The 13,084-nt window shown below is 66.3% G+C and carries 13 protein-coding genes and 1 tRNA gene; 11 read left to right on the top strand and 3 right to left on the bottom strand.

Annotated features, from left to right (window positions below; translation table 11 throughout):
* The 7 genes from IMZ11_RS33065 to IMZ11_RS33040 form a co-directional block, all read left to right on the top strand.
* A partial coding sequence (locus IMZ11_RS33065) for a hypothetical protein (protein ID WP_228646333.1) occupies positions 1 to 296 on the top strand: 296 nt, incomplete at its 5' end.
* Between the two features lie 21 nt (positions 297 to 317).
* Complete coding sequence (locus IMZ11_RS33060) at positions 318 to 491, top strand: hypothetical protein (protein WP_228646332.1); 174 nt, start codon at positions 318 to 320, stop codon at positions 489 to 491.
* On the top strand, positions 488 to 619 hold the full coding sequence (locus IMZ11_RS45670) for a hypothetical protein (RefSeq protein ID WP_255707440.1): 132 nt from the start codon (positions 488 to 490) through the stop codon (positions 617 to 619). The genes IMZ11_RS33060 and IMZ11_RS45670 overlap by 4 nt, the downstream gene beginning before the upstream one ends.
* A 118-nt stretch (positions 620 to 737) precedes the next feature.
* Complete coding sequence (locus tag IMZ11_RS33055; protein WP_228646331.1) at positions 738 to 2,117, top strand: replication initiator; 1,380 nt, start codon at positions 738 to 740, stop codon at positions 2,115 to 2,117.
* Positions 2,117 to 2,308, top strand: coding sequence for an AlpA family transcriptional regulator (locus IMZ11_RS33050; protein ID WP_228646330.1), 192 nt, complete (start codon positions 2,117 to 2,119; stop codon positions 2,306 to 2,308). Before IMZ11_RS33055 ends, IMZ11_RS33050 begins: the two co-directional genes overlap by 1 nt.
* The gene (locus tag IMZ11_RS33045) at positions 2,305 to 3,675 is read left to right on the top strand and encodes a tyrosine-type recombinase/integrase (protein ID WP_228646329.1); all 1,371 of its coding nucleotides are present in this window, start codon (positions 2,305 to 2,307) and stop codon (positions 3,673 to 3,675) included. The genes IMZ11_RS33050 and IMZ11_RS33045 overlap by 4 nt, the downstream gene beginning before the upstream one ends.
* A 709-nt stretch (positions 3,676 to 4,384) precedes the next feature.
* Positions 4,385 to 6,073, top strand: coding sequence for a hypothetical protein (locus tag IMZ11_RS33040; RefSeq protein ID WP_228646328.1), 1,689 nt, complete (start codon positions 4,385 to 4,387; stop codon positions 6,071 to 6,073).
* 574 nt (positions 6,074 to 6,647) lie between these two features.
* Here the strand turns inward: IMZ11_RS33040 and IMZ11_RS33035 are convergent.
* Both IMZ11_RS33035 and IMZ11_RS33030 read right to left on the bottom strand, forming a co-directional pair.
* Positions 6,648 to 6,735, bottom strand: a tRNA-Ser gene (locus IMZ11_RS33035).
* A gap of 88 nt (positions 6,736 to 6,823) precedes the next feature.
* Positions 6,824 to 9,190, bottom strand: coding sequence for a MinD/ParA family protein (locus IMZ11_RS33030; RefSeq protein ID WP_228646327.1), 2,367 nt, complete (start codon positions 9,188 to 9,190; stop codon positions 6,824 to 6,826).
* 113 nt (positions 9,191 to 9,303) lie between these two features.
* Here IMZ11_RS33030 and IMZ11_RS33025 point away from each other — a divergent pair, with 113 nt between their 5' ends.
* Together IMZ11_RS33025 and IMZ11_RS33020 are read left to right on the top strand one after the other, a co-directional pair.
* A complete protein-coding gene (locus IMZ11_RS33025; protein ID WP_228646326.1) occupies positions 9,304 to 10,257 on the top strand; it encodes an NAD(P)H-quinone oxidoreductase in 954 nt (317 codons plus the stop codon).
* 62 nt (positions 10,258 to 10,319) lie between these two features.
* A complete protein-coding gene (locus IMZ11_RS33020; protein ID WP_228646325.1) occupies positions 10,320 to 10,841 on the top strand; it encodes a bacterial proteasome activator family protein in 522 nt (173 codons plus the stop codon).
* A gap of 18 nt (positions 10,842 to 10,859) precedes the next feature.
* Here IMZ11_RS33020 and IMZ11_RS33015 read toward each other — a convergent pair whose 3' ends face one another.
* Positions 10,860 to 11,657 (bottom strand): HAD family hydrolase, encoded by a 798-nt coding sequence (locus IMZ11_RS33015; RefSeq protein WP_228646324.1) that lies wholly within the window; start codon positions 11,655 to 11,657, stop codon positions 10,860 to 10,862.
* A 239-nt stretch (positions 11,658 to 11,896) separates the two neighbouring features.
* Between IMZ11_RS33015 and IMZ11_RS33010 the strand changes: the two genes are divergently transcribed.
* Both IMZ11_RS33010 and IMZ11_RS33005 read left to right on the top strand, forming a co-directional pair.
* Complete coding sequence (locus IMZ11_RS33010) at positions 11,897 to 12,100, top strand: cold-shock protein (RefSeq protein WP_061255882.1); 204 nt, start codon at positions 11,897 to 11,899, stop codon at positions 12,098 to 12,100.
* Positions 12,101 to 12,432: 332 nt separating this feature from the next.
* Complete coding sequence (locus IMZ11_RS33005; protein WP_228646323.1) at positions 12,433 to 12,981, top strand: hypothetical protein; 549 nt, start codon at positions 12,433 to 12,435, stop codon at positions 12,979 to 12,981.
* Positions 12,982 to 13,084 lie beyond the last annotated feature (103 nt).

Here is a 13,084-nt window from a genome sequence, read left to right as displayed (position 1 = left end):
TCCCCATCCCCCGTACCCCTTCCACCTTGGGCGTCACCCACTTCGCCAAGCGGGGGAGCGACGCCGAGATGCGCACGGAGATCGACCGCATCGCCGAACTCCTCGAAACCGAGATCGACCCCACGGACCTGCCGTACGGCCACTACACGACCGGCCTCGACTTCGGCCCGATCCGGTACGAGGCGACCGCCATCCTCGCGGATGCCCGCACCCAGCACGCGGCCGATCGCAGCTACGACGGCTGCATCCAGTCCGGCCCCATCGCCCCAACCACCGCCCCGGCTCCCGCCGCCTGAGCACGAAAGGAGGAACTGATCATGCGAATCCGTATCGACGGCACCCGTACCGAACTCGCCTACACCATCAACAAGATCTCCGCGATTCTCCCGGTCGGCTCCATCTCGCCGATCTACCGCCACCGTCGCCCGTACTCCTGGCGCGTGTTCATCGACACCGCCCCCGACCGCACCGGAACGAGGTGGATCGCGTGACCCCGGACGAGGACGCTCGGCCCGTCGACCTCATGCCGAAGCGCTGGCAGTGCTGCTGGTGCGGAGGAACCGGCGTCGAGAGCCACGGCGAGACCTGCCCGCACTGCGAGGGCCTCGGTTTCTGCTGAGCCCCTGTTTCCGCTGAAGCTCAGCGCCCCCGGCGTGACCGCACAACCGCCAAGAAGTCCGTCACGTCGGGGGCCATCCCACATCCGAACCGCGAAGCCCGGAAGGGACAGCTCCATCATGCCAACCACCCATGCCATGGCCGGACTCATCGCCCGGCTCCACCACCCGCAATACGCCCGCTGGGCCTCACAGATCCGCCGTACCGGCGGCTGCCGACAGCCCGTCCACCTGCGCGGCAAGGTCGAACACATCGACCGCGCCACCGGCGAACTCCTCCACCGCTACAGCACCCACCTCGAACCGAACGGCGTCCTGCGGGTCGCGTGCAAGACCCGTCGCGCCTCGCGCTGCCCGTCCTGTGCGGAGACCTACCGGGCTGACACCTACCAACTCGTCCGCGCGGGCCTGGTGGGCGGGAAAGGCGTCTCGGAGACGGTGAGCGCTCACCCGTGCCTGTTCGTCACCCTCACCGCGCCTTCCTTCGGTGTCGTCCACACCAGGGCGGAGAAGAACGGCAAGGTTCTGCCGTGTCACGCCCGCCGCAACGCACAGACGTGCCCGCACGGCGTGGTCATGTCCTGCACGACTCGGCACGGGGCCGACGAGTCATGCCTTGGTGAGCCGCTGTGCCCGGACTGCTGCGACTACGCGGGCTCGGTGCTGTTTAACGCCACCGCTCCAGAGCTGTGGCGACGGTTCACCGAAGCCCTTCGCCGGCGCTTTGCCCGAACCGCCGGACTGACCTTGAAAGAGCTACGGGAACAGCTCGTCATCTCCTTCGCCAAAGTCGCCGAATACCAACGCCGCGGCGTTGTCCACTTCCACGCCGTGATTCGCCTCGACGGCCCAGACGGACCCACCTCGCCACCTCCCGCCTGGGCAACCGCTGACGCGCTGGCCGACGCCGTACGGCACGCCGCCTCCGTCGTCACCGTGACTATCCCCGCGGTTGCTGGGGAACCGGCGCGGGTCCTCCGCTGGGGTGATCAGCTCGACGTCCGGCAGATCACCATGAACGGCGAACTCACCGAACAGGCAGTAGCCGCCTACATCGCCAAGTACGCCACCAAGGCCGCCGAATGCGTCGGCACCCTGGACCGTCGTATCCAACTCCTCGACGACCTGGCCGCGCTTCCCGTCCGCGAGCACGCCCGGCGGCTCATCGCCGAATGTCTCCGACTGGGCTCGCTGGAGGAGCTGGCCGACCTGCGGCTGATCCAGTGGGCGCACATGCTCGGCTTCCGCGGCCACTTCTCCACCAAATCCCGCCGCTACTCGACCACCCTGGGCGCCCTGCGCGCCGCTCGGGCTGACCACATGCGCGACGAGCAGATCACCACGGGACGGTTCCCTCTCTTCGAGGAAGACACCGTCCTCGTCATCGCGCACTGGGAGTACGCGGGACAGGGACTCTCCGCCGGTGACGCCCTCCTCGTCGCCGCCCTGACGGGCACCGCCTTACCGCCCTTGTCCGCGCCGGTCGGGGGTGATGCCTGATGACACGCAATGACAAGCTCCTCACCCTGCCCGAGATGCTCGACGAACTCGGCGGCGTCTCTCGGCGGACGTTCTACCGCTGGCGCGAACTCGGCCACGCGCCCAAATGCATCAAGCTCCCGAACGGCGAACTTCGCGTCTGGCGAAGCGACTTCGCGACCTGGCTGGAAACCCTCCGGGAGGTCGCGTGAACACCTCCTATGACGTGAAGTTCTGGGACATCCGCCGGAATGCCTCCAGCAAGACTCCGTCCTATGTCGTCCGTTGGAAGGTGAGCGGGCGGGAGAAATCCAAGACACTCAGAACGAAAGCCCTGGCCGAGAGTTTCCTGTCCGATCTGCGGCAGGCAGCGAAACGAGGAGAGGGATTCGACCTCGCCACCGGCCTCCCAACGTCCATGGTCAAGATCAAGGCCGCAGTCACGTGGTTCGCCTTCGCCCTTGCGTACATCGATATGAAGTGGCCCCATGCTGCGGCGAAGACACGCGACAGCTTGACGGATGCCCTCGCCACCGTGACCCCGGCACTCGTCAACAATGACGCCACCGACGCGCCGGATCCTCTTGTCCTACGGGAAGCGCTCCGGCAATACGCCCTGCCCCCGGCCTGCCGGGAACTCAGCCAGCCCGAAGACATCCGTAGGGCTCTCTCCTGGCTCGATCGGCATTCCCTTCACGTCTCGGACCTGGCCAAGGTTCGTAACGTACGGCTCGGCCTCGATGCGCTGACGCTCCGGCTCGACGGTGGAGCCGCAGCGGCAACCACCATCGCCCGAAAGCGGTCCGTCTTCTACAACGCACTTCAGTACGCGGTGGACCTGGAAGAGTTGCCGGCCAACCCGATCGACAAGGTCAAGGCATGGAAGCCTCCGAAAGTTCGTGAGGTTGTTGATCGGCGCGTGGTGGTGAATCCGAAGCAGGCGCGTGAGCTCCTGACGGCGGTGACGTACGTGGGTCGCCTTACTCGTGGGCGTCACCTCCGCGCGTTCTTCGCGTGCCTCTACTTCGGCGGTCTCCGACCTGCGGAAGCCCTCGGCCTCCGCAAGCAGGACTGCCACCTTCCGGAAACCGGCTGGGGTCGCCTCATCCTGGTGAAGTCCAAGCCGCAGGCCAACAAGAAGTGGACGAACAGCGGGCAGGCTCACGACGATCGGGGGCTCAAGCATCGTGCCCAGGACGAGGGCCGTCCTGTCCCGATCCCGCCGGAACTGGTGGCGATTCTCCGCGAGCACATCGAGGAGTTCGGCGTTCATGACGACGGGCGACTCTTCCGCACCTCGCGCGGCGGAGTGATCTCCATCGGGACGTACTGCGACACGTGGAAGGCGGCGCGGGCTCTCGCGCTGACTCCCGAACAGGTCGCCTCTCCGCTGGCCACCCGGCCATACGACCTGCGCCACGCGGCCGTGAGTCTGTGGCTCAACGCCGGGGTGGCGGCTCCCGACGTGGCCGAGCGGGCGGGGCACGGAGTGGACGTTCTCCTCAAGGTCTACGCGAAATGCATCGACGGCGGCACAGAGCAGGCGAACCATCGCATTGACGGCGCGCTGGCCCTATGAGAGACGCAGAGTAGAGGGGCTCCGGGGGACTGGAGCCCCTCCGCTTTCCGGGCCGACCTGGGGAAACGCGACCAACATCATTCCGCATCTATTCCGCGGCTACCGGCCGAGAGGTACTCACGGTGGCATCCGGCTGCACACCCCGAAACGATCAAAGGCGCCCGACCTGAGGGAAACCCCTGGTCAGGCGCCGTTTCGTGTGGTAATCGGAAAGCATGGGATTCTACGGTCTGGCCGACTTAGGTGTTAGTCCCTAGTCGGTCTTCGAAGCTGTTCGAGGCAGCCGCGCCTGCGGTAATGGGCGCAGTCCTGCGGCGGCCAGGGATTTGTGGAGCTAGGCGAAGTACCTCCAGTCATTCACGAGTCGTGAGCTGATCGAGTACCGCCACCACCTCGGTGGCTCCTAGCACAGCGGACCCGACCTCGGGTACATACAGGGTCAGGGCGATAACGAGGACCCCGACCAACAGGAGGACTACGAGACGAACGCTGATCTGTTCCATTTGGACCTACCTTCCGCGTGATGCCAACTGGTGTGCAACAAGCGTGGAGGCCAAATGAACAGCCTTGACAATCCAAGACAACCACTGACGCCGTCGACCAAAAGCAGCCGCAATGTGACGATGCGTGACCGACTCCACCGATGATGCTTACAGGTGTTGGGGTATCTGATTTACAGAATCTGACGCATAATCGCTAAGGAGAAGTAATGGCGGTAGCACAACCGTGGAAGCGACCCGACCTCGTTGCCCAGCCCTCCTTGAAGAAGCTCAACGATGAGCTCCACGATTTACGACTGGATGCAGGGCTTCCCTCAGCGCGAACTATTCGCGACCGAATCGGACAGGATGCGCAGGGCTACTGGATCGTGAGCCATCAGGCAGTGCTGGATGCCTTTCAGAAGCCGGAGCTTCCGCCGTGGGGCCGACTCGAGATGATCGTCCCCGCCCTGACCAAGGCGGCTCGACGCAACGACGCAGACAGCGAATTCGATCGAATTAAGGATCTTTGGAAGCAGGCTGTCAAGGAAACGATTACGCAAGCATCGGTACGCCCTCCAAAAGATTCCACGGAACCTAGCAGCGATGATGACGCGCGTAGCGTGCCTAAAGCTTTCGAGGACCTGTGGATGCAGGACATCGAGGGCACAAATGGGAAGACAGCACAAGTACCGCGGGGCGGCCCCGACACGCCTACTAGCTCTGACCACACCGCTGCTGCGCAGTTCAACTATGCGGAAGAGTCTTTGAAAGGGCTGATAATTAACGCGGCACAGGCTCTGTGGAACGACAAAGACGCACTGAGAGTGTTCCTTGGCGTGGTCCGCCGCAGTAAGGGATTCGCGAATATGGCTAACGCGATAGAGGAGCAACGGCCAGCGAACGCAACTTTCTACGGCGTGAAGAGCAGGGAATTCGAGGTTGAGCCCTCTCCGGCACGATCGGAGCTGGTTAGGCTGCGTAACGTTCTTGACGAACATAGGCTGAAATGGAAGTGGTCCTTCACTAATATGGAGGAGAGAACGGGGGTTTCCGCTGATGCATGGATTCACTGGTACACCCATGACGATTTGCCCACACGTGAGGCGCTCGTCGCATTCTCTCACGCAGCGCACCTGATGCCACAGGATCACATCCTGCTGCTCGGCCTTTGGGACGCGTCCCATGATGCGCTGGAGAGGCAAAAGCGCTCTGACGCTATGCCATCTCGCATCAGCTTCGACGAGGCATGGGCAATGCGCGATCAGGCGGCGTCAATGTTGTGGGCGCTCGCCGGTGTTGGGGACGACGGCCTGACCGTGTATGGCCCTGACCTGGCATGCGGCACGGCTCCGGCATTCGTCGTGGCCGGGCCAGCCAGTTCTGGCCGCTCAACGGCGCTCGTGAACATCTCGCGCTCGCTGCTCGAAGTCGGCACCCGCGTCGTACTGGCTGCGCCTAGGCCGTCTCCCCTGAGGGAATTGGCTGATCGGGACGGCGTGGTGGCCTGCTTTGCCGAGGGCAACATCGGGCACGACGAACTCAAGGAGGCGCTGTCGGTGGCGTCGAGCGAGGAACCAGTCGTCGTCGTTATGGACGACGCGGAGATCTTAGACAAATGCGATGCCCGGCGCTTGCTGTCGGACGTGTTGCAGCACGGTTTTGACAAGGGAATGGCGCTGGTCCTCGGCGGAAATGAAAATGAGCTCCAGTCAAGCCTTTATTGGCTGCACGGGGTTTGGAGAGCCCACCGTGGCCTCCTTCTTTCCCCCCAAACGCGGAACGCCGGCGATCTGATCGGCCTCAAGACCGGGGACTCCATCATCAGCAGTCCTGTTATTCCTGGTCGGGGTTGGCTCCACCTTGGGGACGGCAGGCTATTGGCGGTGACCGTGCCACACGCCGGCCCAGCTCGCTGATCGGAAGCGTTGATCGGTCTCCGAGTTGACGCAGCGCCGTTGGTGGACTGGGGCGAGCTCGAGGAACGGCTCAGCAGCATGTTAGCGACGGACTACAAGCTACGCGCCGGACGGTGTCCGGGGCTCAAATTCGACGGGTTCCAACCCTGGCATCCCCGCTAGCACGGCTGAGAGCGCTCAGCAGATGATGGACGTGCTCAACAGTCGCTCGCCTTCAGCGGGATCGTTGAGGGCACACTGACCGATAGTGCTCTGCAACGGGAATGACCGACAACAGCGACCAATGCGTGGCTGACCGGCAGCGAGGGAAAGTTTGGTCGCGGCCCGGGCCGTACGGACTGCGTCACGTGGCCGTGAGTCTATGGCTCAACGCCGGGGTGGCGGCTCCCGACACTGGAGCCCTTCCGCTTTCCGGGCCGACCTGGGGAAACGCGACCAACATCATTCCGCATATATTCCGCGACTACCGGCCGAGAGGTGCTCACGGTGGCATCCGGCTGCACACCTCCGAAACGATCAACGGCGCCTGGCCAGAGCGAAACCGCTGGTCAGACGCCGTTTTCGGAGGTGGGAGCGGAGAGCGTGGGATTCGAACCCACGAGGAGCGTCAAGCCCCTAGCGGTTTTCAAGACCGCCGCCATCGTCCACTAGGCGAGCTCTCCTGGCCGATGCCCAAAGGCACGGAACATCACCATAGTCTCTCACCACGCGCCGGGTGCCCGCGACAAAAGACGATCTCCAAGCATCGGGTCAGATCTGGTCGGGGATCTCGGAGTACCGGCGCTCCGCAATCGCCTGCGGCCCGGCGAAGCCGTCGCCCACCGCGGCGGCCAGCCGGAGATACGCCTCCCGGGTCGGCTCCAGCAGCCGGTCCAAATCGATCTCCGCGCCCTCCTCCAGATGCGGGTCGTACGGCACGCGGATCACCGACCGGCAGCGGGCCGCGAAGTGGCCCTCCAGCCGGTCAAGGTCGACAGCCGACTTCGAGCGCGGCCGTACGCTGCAAAGCACCACGGTCGCGGCCCTGACGAGTTCCGCGTGGTTGTGCGCCTCCAGCCAGTCGAGGGTGGCCGAGGCCGCCCGGGCTCCGTCGACGGACGGGGAACTGACCAGCACGAACTGGTCCGCCAGATCAAGGACTCCGGACATCGCCGAATGGAGCAGTCCGGTGCCGCAGTCGGTGATGCAGATCGAGTAGAAGTTCTCCAGGACCTGGGCCACGGCCTGGTAGTCGGTCGCGCTGAACGCCTCCGACACCGAGGGATCGCGATCGGACGCCAGGATCTCCAGCCGCGACGGCGCCTGGGACGTGAACGCCCGGATGTCGACGTACCGCTTGATCTGGCTCCGCTCGTTGAGGAGATCGCGCACGGTAGCCGAGGTCTCCAGCTCGACCTTGTCCGAGAGCGTTCCACGATCGGGGTTGGCGTCCACGGCGATCACGCGGTCACCGCGAATCTGGGCGAGCGTGGCCCCGAGCCCGACGGTGGTGGTGGTCTTGCCCACACCACCCTTCAGGCTGAGCACGGCGACCCTGTGGTGCCCGGTGGCGACGGGGGTGCGGGCGCGGGAGATCAGTTCGCGCCGGCGCCGGACGTCCGGGGCCTCGCCCGGCTTGATCCATCCACCGGACGCCTTGTAGACGAACCGGCGCCATCCGCGCGCGGGAGCGTTCCTGCGGCCCTTGAGCAGGCTGCCCGGGTCGAGGCTGTCCGCGGACGGCTTGCCTCCCGCCTTCGCCCCGCTTGTACGCCCGGGAGCGCCGAAGGTGGTAACCGCCGGAGCCTGCCTGCGGCGAGGCTGGTACGGCTCACGCTCCTCCAGGCCCTGATCCTCCGAAGAGGTGGGGGACGGAGCCTCGCGCGAGGTTCCGTCCGATCGCCGGTCCGGCAGCGGATCCACGCTCGGGACCGTCCCGAAGGGCTGCGCAGGGGCCAGGTCGTCCCGCAGGGACCCCCCGAACGGCTGGCCCACGGCCTCTTCATGGGGAGAGCCACCGAAACCTTCACGCGAGGAGCCGCCGAAGGGCTGTCCAGGGGCCAAATCGTCCCGCAGGGACCCCCCGAACGGTTGACCGGAGGGGAGATCCCCGCCCAAACCGCCAAAGGACTGACCGCCGGTCTCCTCACGCGAGAAACCGCCGAAAGACTGACCGCCGGTCTCCTCGTGCAAGGAGCCGCCGAACGACCGCTCCCCTTCGTACGGCGTGCGCTCCTCGACCGGCGTTTCCTCCGGGAAGGGCCCGGTGAAGCGTTCGGTCACCGCACCGAGCAGTCCGCCGGAGAAGGGCGTCCCGCTGTCAGAACCGGAAGCCCCGGACTCGGAGAGTCCGGAACCAGGAGCTCCGGAGCCGGAGAACCCGGAACCCGATGATCCGAAACCGGAGAGGCCGGAAGTTCCGGTGCCGGAGTTCAACGAACCGGAAGTCCCGGTGCTGGAAGACCCCGCGCTGGAAGATCCATCCGTCTCGACGACCGGCACCGCCGGCTCCAGCCACCCGCGCACCGGCTCGTCGGACTTGGACGCCTCTGTCCTGCTCTCCTCGGATCCGCTCTCGTCGGACGGGAGGTCCTCAAGGCGGTGTTCCCCGGTGGGGAACCGGACCGGCTGTGTGTGGTGCTCATTGTAAGAAGTCCGGACCTCGGGCTCCCCGAACGCGCCCACATTGAACGAGTCGGTGTCGACGGGAGAGTCCTGGAACAGCGGGCCCCGCCCGAGGCCGGCCGGAGGCGTACCGGGGAAACCGGACAGCCCACCGTCCTCGGAAAGCCCCGGAAGCCCCGAACCCCCAGAACCGGAAGACCCGGACAAGCCGGCGGACGATCCAGAGGTGTCCGCTGCCCCGTCGGCCGGAGCGACGACCACCGTGGCGCCGTACGCGGGATCCGTCGCCGTACGGAACAGCGCCTGGGAGGCGGGCTCCGACGGCACCGAACGCCAGGGGTCCTGAGGGTACGGTGAAGGCACCTCCGGCTCCGTGACCGGAGCAGGCGCCAAGGACGCCGAGGTCACCGCGCTGACCGCGATGTCCACCTCGTCGGGCATCTCCTTGATCGCATCGAGCCAGGCGAGCTGGTCCTCGAGAGAGTGGGGATCCTCACGATCGTGTCTTGCCACCGTGTTCCCCCTCGGGATGGGCTAAAGGGGCAGCAAACACATTGCAGATTAGCGCCCTCTAATGCAGCGAATGCGGGCAACCGCCGAGTTCGCGGCCCCGCTAGTTTGGTCCCATGCGCGCGATCGTCATTATGGAGCCTGGTGGACCTGAGGTTTTGGACTGGCAGGAAGTCCCCGATCCCGAGCCCGGGCGGGGTGATGTGGTCATCGACGTGGCCGCCTCCGCCGTCAACCGGGCGGACCTCCTCCAGCGCCAGGGCCACTATCCTCCGCCGAAAGGCGCCTCGGAGATTCCCGGCCTGGAGTGCTCGGGGAGGGTGATCGAGGTCGGCGCGGACGTCGAGGGTTTCCGGCCGGGGGACCAGGTCTGCGCGCTGCTCGCCGGCGGAGGGTACGCCGAGCGCGTGGCCGTGCCCTGGCAGCAGGTCATGCCCGTTCCGGAGGGGGTGTCGCCGGTGGAGGCGGCGGGGCTGCCCGAGGTCGCCTGCACCGTCTGGTCGAACGTCTTCATGACCGCTCGCCTGCGCAAGGGCGAGACCCTGCTGGTCCACGGCGGCGCGAGCGGCATCGGCACCATGGCGATCCAGCTCGCCAAGGCGTACGGCTCCCGCGTGATCGCGACGGCCGGCTCGGCGGAGAAGGTGCGGAGGTGCCTCGAACTCGGCGCCGACGAGGCCCTGAACTACCGCGAGGAGGATTTCTCGGTCAAGAAGGCCGATGTGATCCTCGACATCATCGGCGCGGCGTACCTGAAGAAGAATCTGGACGCCCTGGCGGTCGGCGGCCGCCTCGTCGTGATCGGCATGCAGGGCGGCAGGGTGGGCGAGCTGGATCTCGGCAAGCTTCTGGCCAAGCGCGCGTCGATCTCCGCGGCGGGCCTGCGCGCCCGGCCGGTGGACGAGAAGGGCGCCATCTGCAGGGGAGTCGTGCACGACGTCTGGCCTCTGATCAGCGCGGGCGTGATCAAGCCGGTGATCCACGCCACCGTGCCGATGCGGGACGCCGCCGAGGCGCACCGGCTGCTGGAGTCCGGGGACCACATCGGCAAAATCCTCCTAGTTCGGTGAGTTAGGTTTGAACGCATGAGTACCGACCGAGCCCGACGCGGACGAGGAGTGATGAGCGGCCGATGAACGCAGAAGAGAGCACGCCGCAGATCGTGGTCGTGGGGCCCGACGGCTTGTCCGTGTCCGGCGAGAACGGCGAGCGCGAGGAGCGCTCCGTCGCCGACCTCGTGGAGCAGCCGGCGAAGGTCATGCGCATCGGAAGCATGATCCGCCAGCTTCTCGAGGAGGTCCGTGCCGCTCCCCTGGACGAGGCGAGCCGCAAGCGCCTCAAGGAGATCCATGAAAGTTCCATAAAGGAACTGGAGGACGGTCTCGCGCCCGAGCTCGTCGACGAGCTGGAGCGGCTGTCGCTGCCTTTCACCGACGACAACGGCGCACCGCCCTCGGACGCGGAGCTCCGGGTGGCGCACGCGCAGCTCGTCGGATGGCTTGAGGGACTCTTCCACGGCATCCAGACCACGCTGTTCGCCCAGCAGATGGCGGCGCGTGCCCAGTTGGAGCAGATGCGCCGCGCTCTGCCCGGCGGCATGTCGCAGGGGCAGGACGACCAGCAGCACTTCCGCGCCTCTGGGCCCTACCTGTAAGACCGGGCCTGTAAGCGCTTATCTGTAAAGAGCTTCCAAAATCAGGGCGACCCCGTCGTCGTTGTTGGCCGCCGTCACGTGATCGACGGCGGCCAGCACCTCGGGATGGGCGTTGGCCACCGCGTAGGACGTCCCCGCCCAGGCCAGCATGGGCAGGTCGTTCGGCATGTCGCCGAACGCCACGACCTCGCCGGCCTTGATCCCGAGTTCGGCGGCCAGGGTGGCGAGCGCCGACGCCTTCGTGACGCCGTGCGCGCTCATCTCGATCAGCGCCCGGCCACTGGAGTGCGTCGGGGTCACCAGGTCGCCCACGAGGTCCACCGACAGCCGGTAGAACTCGTCCGGATCCATCGACGGGTGCTGGGCGAGCAGCTTGGCGCACGGCCGCGACGTCAGCGTGTACGTCCCCACCCGAAGCCCGGACACGCTCCTGGCGTCCGCGCCCTTGACGGCGAAGTCGGACTCGTGCGCGTAACCGCCCTCGTATTCGACGGCGAAGACCAGCTCGGGCAGGTGTTCCCGCAGGCGGCGGACGGATTCGTCGAGGACGTCGGGGGCGATCATGCGCGCCTCCACGATCCGCTCGGTGTGCAGATCGTAGACGAGCGCCCCGTTCGCGCAGATCGACAAGCCTCGGTGGCGTACGGCTCCCGCCACGCTGTGCATCCAGCGGGGCGGCCGTCCGGTGACGAAGACGAGCGTCCCACCGGCGTTCTCCACGAGAGCGAAGGCGGCGGCCGTACGGGCGGAGACGGTCCCGTCGGCCCGCAGGGCGGTGCCGTCCAGGTCCGTGGCGACAAGGCGGGGGCTGGTCATAACAGCCTCCAGTTTGCACGCTGTTGTACCCGCGTCCGTCCTCGGGGAGGAAGGCGGGGGAAATCTTCCCCCGGACGTGGAACACCCACCGGCGACATAGTGTTAGATGTGATGGCGTTGTATTAGCTGTTCCCGTAGCGAAAGCCAGCTTGACTGTATGAGCCACCCGGGGAGCTGTGCGACACACCGGGGTTCACGAGGTGTGAGCCCCAAGATTCACTTCCTTAGGGAGAGCATTAATGGCTCAGGGAACCGTCAAGTGGTTCAACGCTGAGAAGGGCTTCGGCTTCATCGCACCGGACGGCGGGGAGCCGGACGTCTTCGTCCACTTCTCCGCGATCTCCGGCAGTGGCTACCGCAACCTCGAGGACGGCCAGCGGGTCGAGTTCGAGGTGACCTCTGGTCCGAAGGGTCCGCAGGCGTCCAACGTCCGTGCGCTCTGATCTCTGAACACCGTTGAAGGCGGGGTCCGCATCCGCGGGCCCCGCCTTCGCGCTTTCCATGGCCGTCTTCCCGGGGCTGAGAGCGCCCTGTAGGCCGCCTCACCGATAGACCAGGCCCGACAGCCGACGCGGGAGTTCGCGGCTCAGGATCGGGCTGGCGGCCCGCGGCGCCGCCCCCATGGATCGGACCGGCGGCCGGTCGCTCCGACGTCGCAGCGCTGCCTGGCCCTGCCCCGGCGATCGGAGGAACAAAAGGGGCTTGCCGCGAGCATTCGCTCTTGTGATCGTGGGAGGGCACCGGCGAATCGGCACTCCCCCAGCAGAGAGCGATCATGCGCAGAGTCCTCGTGGCCGCCACGTGCCTCATGGCGGCGTTCCTCGCGTCCCCCGCACCGGCCCACGCCACCGGGGCGTCCTCCCGGGCCCATGCCACCGCCGACTCCTCCAGAGTCGAACGGCGGGTGCCCAAGGTGAAGGTGACCTACCCCTCGGCGATCAGGCGAGGCCACCCCGCCCGCATCACCTACAAGGTCAGCCATCCCGACCAGTTCGGCGACGAGGTGCTGGTCCTGCAGACGGACCTCCCTCGCGGCATCGTGTCGAAGGTCCGCTTCGTGACCAAGCCGCGAGGCGCCACGTGCGGCACCCGGAAGCGCAACTCGGTCGGCAACTACGCGGTGTACTGCGTGATCCGTTCGCTCAACCACAGCAAGCTGACCATGTCGTTCAACGTGTGGATCAAGACCAGCTACAACGGGAAGTTCCGCTCGGGGCACTACTGGAGGCCCGTGACGCTCGACTACAACGGCAGCACGCGCGACTACCTGGATGAGATCACCAGGAAGGACCTCATCGGCAACACCTGGATCAAGGTGCGCTAGAAGACGACCTGGCCGCCGTCCGCGCCGACACGGCCCCACCCGCTCAGGAGGGATGACCGAGTCGTCCTCACTCCGGGACCGCATCGTGACAACCCGATCCCCG

It is taken from the genome of Microtetraspora sp. AC03309, from assembly GCF_020826795.1.
Taxonomy (GTDB): domain Bacteria; phylum Actinomycetota; class Actinomycetes; order Streptosporangiales; family Streptosporangiaceae; genus Microtetraspora; species Microtetraspora glauca.
This window is presented reverse-complemented; position numbering and strand designations above follow the sequence as displayed.